The 5,256-nt window shown below is 60.9% G+C and carries 5 protein-coding genes and 1 other RNA gene; 2 read left to right on the top strand and 4 right to left on the bottom strand.

Annotation, left to right across the window (positions count from 1 at the left end):
- Both thyA and EN969_RS15640 read right to left on the bottom strand, forming a co-directional pair.
- A partial coding sequence (gene thyA / locus EN969_RS15645; protein ID WP_127419231.1) for a thymidylate synthase occupies positions 1-285 on the bottom strand: 285 nt, incomplete at its 3' end.
- A 160-nt stretch (positions 286-445) separates the two neighbouring features.
- A complete protein-coding gene (locus EN969_RS15640; RefSeq protein ID WP_013531020.1) occupies positions 446-757 on the bottom strand; it encodes a DUF2853 family protein in 312 nt (103 codons plus the stop codon).
- A 170-nt stretch (positions 758-927) separates the two neighbouring features.
- On the opposite strand from EN969_RS15640, the gene ssrA reads away from it, so the two are divergent.
- Positions 928-1,287: a transfer-messenger RNA gene (gene ssrA, locus EN969_RS15635) on the top strand.
- An 86-nt stretch (positions 1,288-1,373) separates the two neighbouring features.
- A complete protein-coding gene (locus tag EN969_RS15630; protein WP_199489657.1) occupies positions 1,374-1,925 on the top strand; it encodes an AAA family ATPase in 552 nt (183 codons plus the stop codon).
- Positions 1,926-1,989: 64 nt separating this feature from the next.
- Here EN969_RS15630 and EN969_RS15625 read toward each other — a convergent pair whose 3' ends face one another.
- A complete protein-coding gene (locus EN969_RS15625) occupies positions 1,990-3,774 on the bottom strand; it encodes an acetolactate synthase 3 large subunit (RefSeq protein WP_063168283.1) in 1,785 nt (594 codons plus the stop codon).
- A 297-nt stretch (positions 3,775-4,071) separates the two neighbouring features.
- The coding region (locus EN969_RS15620) for a multidrug effflux MFS transporter (RefSeq protein ID WP_245467446.1) at positions 4,072-5,256 on the bottom strand (1,185 nt) is incomplete at its 5' end.

Here is a 5,256-nt window from a genome sequence, read left to right as displayed (position 1 = left end):
GCCGTAGACCGGGCCGAGATCGCCATTCTCGTCGGCCCATTCGTCCCAGATCGAGACGCCATGGTCGGTGAGATATTTGATGTTGGTGTCGCCGGCCAGGAACCACAGAAGCTCATGGATGATCGACTTGAGATGCAGCTTCTTGGTTGTGGTGACGGGAAAGCCGCGCGCCAGGTCGAAACGCATCTGGTAGCCGAAGACGGAGCGCGTTCCGGTGCCGGTGCGGTCGCCGCGGTCGGCGCCGTTGTCCAGCACGTGCTGCAGGAGGTCGAGATACTGGCGCATCGGTTCCGGCTCGATTCGGTTGTCCAGCCATCATAACTGACAGACGGGCGATCGAACACCACAAAGCAGCGCGCAAGCTATGCCCGAAGCCAGTCAGTCCCCAACAACATCACCGGCTGGCGCATGGACCGCGCCAGCCCGGCGAATTGAAGCGCGGCCGTCAGAGGGAGCCGAGTTTACCCAGGTCCTTGGCAACCAGGTAGTAGAAGGTAACCCGGTTCTTGGTGTTGTCGGCGGCCATCGCCTTGCAGACCTTCTCGATCGAAGCGTCGGCCTTGCTGTCGTCCGATATGCCGAGCTTCTTGGCAACCCAGCCAGCCTTGACGCGCTCCAGTTCCTTCGGATCGGTGCAAGACACCAGCGAGGAATCGCGGTTCCGAAGCGCAATGCCAAGATGCTTCACGATTTTGTCGACCACGTCGGCACTCGCCGAGGCATCGTATTTCTTCACGTCTGCAAGATAGTCGGCCATCAAAATTCCCCTCGTCGGCGCCACGGATCCGATCGATGAGGGCTGTGGCGCGCTGCTGCAACTTGTGCGCTATGTCGGTAACTCCTCACCGGGGCAAAGCTTCGGTTGAGACCGCGCTCAAGTCAACCCTTCGGACTTGCGGTTTTGACACGGGGACAAAGTGCCATTGCGGCCTTTCATTTCCTGCGATCGCCCCCTATATTCGGTTTGTCGGCTTGACCGACTATGGCGATAAATGGGCGATGAAATAAGCCGTTCGGACCCGGGGGCGGTACCCGGCGCCTCCACCAAAAGCCGCTGTTGACGACAGAGCGGTTTTTGCTGGGGGCGAAATAGGATCGACGAAGGTGTAAAGATCGTACTTTTGCCCGGCATGGTACCACCGTCATCGGGCTAAACCTGTAGTTGCAAATGACAACTATGCGGAAGCACGTCTCGCCGCGTAAGCGGTGCGATAGCTTCAAATCAAGCCCTAGAGGTTCGCACTTCTAGGCGGGGTTCGGAGGTACCTGGCAACAGAAACCTCCACTTCTCCCCTCCTCGGATATCCAGCATGCGCGACGGCAGTTCCGCCGCGAACGCGCCCTGCCGCGTGCTCCCTCTCCATGGACAAAACATGCAAAACGATTCCGATCGCTTTTTTGTGCTGACCGGCGGTCCCGGCTCCGGCAAGACCACCTTGATCGAAGCCCTGCGCCGGGCAGGCTTTGCCGCCTCGGTCGAAGCCGGGCGTGGTATTATCCGCGACCAGTCCGCCATTGGCGGACCCGCTTTGCCCTGGCACGATCGCGCCCTGTTTGCCGAGTTGATGCTGTCATGGGAGATGCGCTCGTATCAAATTGCGCTAGAACAGACCGGGCGTCCTGTTTTTTTCGATCGAGGCGTTCCGGACACGCTCGGCTATCTCAGCCTGAGCGGCCTGCCGATACCCGAACACGCCCACGCTGCCGCAGAGCGCTTCCGCTATCATCGGCGCGTCTTCGTCGCCCCGCTTTGGCCGGAGATCTTCGCGCAGGACAAAGAGCGCAGGCATACGCTCGACGAGGCCGAGCGTACCCACCATGCGCTGGTCGGCGTCTATACGGAACTGGGCTATGAGATGGTTCCGTTGCCGCTGGCCCCCGTCGAGGCGCGGCTGCGCTTCGTGCTGGCGCAAACCGGGGTGTAGCCTTGAAGTCGGACGCAATCGAGCGGGATGCACTATTCAATTCGAATGCATCCCGCTCTGGGGTCTATACCAGTCCCTGGCCGATCTCATCGGTTGCACTGGCGAAGGTCTCGCCGGGCAAGAGCATCTCATTATGGGCTCTGCCCGTCCGGATCATCGGAAGGCAATTGGCGAGTTCGGCAACACGGCAGTCGAAGAGCACCGGCCGGTTTACATCGATCATTTCCTGAATCGCATCATCGAGGTCGGCCGGCTTCTCACAACGTATGCCGACCGCACCGAACGCTTCAGCCAGTTTGACGAAATCGGGCAAAGTTTCGGAATAGGAATGCGCCAGGCGGTTTCCGTGAAGCATTTGCTGCCACTGGCGAACCATGCCCATGTAAGAGTTGTTCAAGATGAATATCTTGATAGGCGCATTGTACTGAACCGCCGCCGACATCTCTTTCATCGTCATCTGGACAGATGCGTCGCCGGCAATATCGATGACAAGGCTTTCCGGGTGCGCGATCTGCACGCCCAATGCCGCCGGCAAGCCATAGCCCATCGTACCAAGGCCGCCCGACGTCATCCAGCGACGCGGCTTTTCGAAACCGTAGAACTGGGCCGCCCACATCTGATGCTGGCCAACTTCGGTCGTAATGTAGGTGTCGCGATCCTTCGTCAGCGCGTAGAGACGCTCGACCGCGTATTGCGGCATGATCACCTCGTTGCTCATTTCGTAAGAGAAGGAGTTGCGCCCGCGCCAGCGCGCGATCTGTTTCCACCATTCGTCGAGGCGTCTTCTGTCAGGGTTTTGCGGCAGCGCACGCCATGAGCGAACCAGGCTGTCCACCACCTTGCCGGCATCGCCCTGAATGCCGACGTCGGCACGGACGGTCTTGTTGATCGAGGACGGATCGATATCGACATGGATCTTCCTTGAGCTCGGTGAAAAAGCCTCCACGCGCGAAGTCACGCGATCGTCAAAGCGGGCGCCGATGCAGAGCATAACGTCGCACTCATGCATGGCCATGTTCGCTTCGTACGATCCGTGCAGGCCGACCATTTTCAGCCAGTTCTTGCCGGATGCCGGATATGCGCCAAGCCCCATGAGGGTCGAGGTGATCGGGAAATCAGTCAGTTCGACAAGCTCCCGCAGCAGTCTCGATGCCTCCATGCCGGAATTGACGATGCCACCGCCGGTATAAATGACTGGACGACGGGCATTGGCCATCAACTCTATCGCCTTGCCGATCTCGTTGATGTCGCTCTCCACCGTCGGCCGACAGCTCTTCAGTGCAGCAGCATCCGAGGGCGGCGTGTACACGCCGGTGGCAAACAGGACGTCCTTTGGCATGTCGACGAGGACAGGTCCCGGTCGTCCGGACTTGGCGATGTGAAAAGCCCTGTGGATCGTTGACGCCAGTTCGTTGACGTCCTTGACCAACGAATTGTGCTTGGTGCAGGGCCGCGTAATGCCGACCGTGTCGCATTCCTGAAAGGCATCGGAGCCGATCAGCGTTGTCGGCACCTGTCCTGTCAGGCAGACGATCGGCACCGAATCCATAAGCGCATCCTGCAGTGGCGTTACCGCATTTGTCGTGCCTGGACCGGATGTGACGAGCATGACGCCGACCTTGCCCGTAGACCGTGCATAGCCTTCGGCGGCATGGCCCGCACCTTGCTCATGGCGCACGAGGATATGCTTGATGTCATCCTGTTGGAATATCTCGTCGTAGATCGGCAGCAAGGCGGCGCCAGGATAGCCGAAGACATGCTCTACGCCATTGTCTCTGAGTGCATGGAGAACGATCTCCGCGCCTGTCATGCGCTTGCTCGCGGTTTGAATAGGGTTCTCGCCCGTCATGGTTCTGATCCGTGGTGTATTGCGTGATGAGGATGATTGACGGGGCATCGCCCGGATTTCGGGCATAAAAAAAGGCCCCGTCAGGAGCCTGTTTACCGCGCATGGGTGGCTATCGCCGGATGGTTACACCATCCTGCCCATGCGCTTTCCTACCACCACGAGAGCCGTTGCGATCATCATGACCATCGCTGCTACAGCCGAAACCGGGCGTCGTCAACGCCTTTCGGACGGAACTGTCCGCGCCCAATGGCAAAGAGGCCGGCATGAGCCGGCCCCTTCGTTCTCATCGAAAGTCTACTACTCGGCCGGCGCCTCGACGGCCTCGCGAGAGCGGCCGAGCGTGACCTTGGCCAGCGTGAAGGAAATCACCGCGCAGAGCGTGATGCCGGCCACCATCGGCAGCGGCGTACCGTCGAAGAACACGCCGGCAACACCCATGGCCAGTGCGCCGATGGCGAAATGCAGCGTGCCCATCAGCGCTGACGCCGTGCCGGCAATCTGGCCATGCTCTTCCATGGCCAGCACCGACGTGGTCGGAATGACCAGACCAAGGAAGCCGTAGCCGACGAACAGCAGCGCCGCCATCACGTCGAGCCGGTCGATGCCCGTCGCCATCACCGCGAACAGCACCACCATCGTCGTGGCATAGCCGGTCACCGCAACGCGCACCACGCGCCTCAGGCCGAAGCGCTCGGCCAGCAGCCCCGTCATCTGCGACATGCCGATGAAGGCGACCGCGTTGATCGAGAAGAACACGCTGTAGACCGAAGGCGACAGGCCGTAATGGTCGATCAGGATGAACGACGAGCTCGACAGATAGACGAAGAAGCTGGCAATGCCGAAGCCGGCAATCGCCGTGAGGCCGAGGAAGTTACGGTCGCCCATCAGGAAGCGGTAGGCCGACAGCGCGGTGCCGAAGGAGGACCCGGCGCGATCTTCCACCGGCCGCGTCTCCTTGAGCGAGGTCGCCAGAAGGATGGTGGCCAGCAGAGCCGCGCCCGTCACCGTCCAGAACACGGCACGCCAGCCGAAATTCTCGATGATCACGCTGCCGGTCAGCGGCGCCAGGATCGGCGACACCGAAAATACCAGCATCAGCAAGGACATCAGCTTGGCAGCCTCATTGCCGGTATGCAGGTCGCGCACGATGGCGCGCGGAACGGCCATGCCGGCGCTGGCGCCAAGCCCCTGCAGGAAGCGGAAAGCGATCAGCCATTCGATGGTCGGCGCCATTGCCGAACCGATGCCGCCGACCATGAACAGCGCAAGGCCGCCGTAGAGCGGCAGCTTGCGGCCGACCATGTCGGAGATCGGCCCGACGACGATCTGGCCAAAGCCCATCGACAGGAAGAAGATCAACAGGCTCATCTGCACGGCAGCGGTGCCGGCATGCAGATCGGCGCCGATCGACGGCAGCGCGGGCAGATACATGTCGATGGCGAACGGGCCGATGGCGGACAACAAGCCGAGCACGACCGCGAT

Source organism: Mesorhizobium sp. M7A.F.Ca.CA.003.01.2.1, assembly GCF_003998945.1.
Classification (GTDB): Bacteria; Pseudomonadota; Alphaproteobacteria; order Rhizobiales; family Rhizobiaceae; genus Mesorhizobium; species Mesorhizobium ciceri.
The sequence above is the reverse complement of the archived record's forward strand: the minus strand, read 5'-3'. Positions and strand labels throughout refer to the sequence as shown.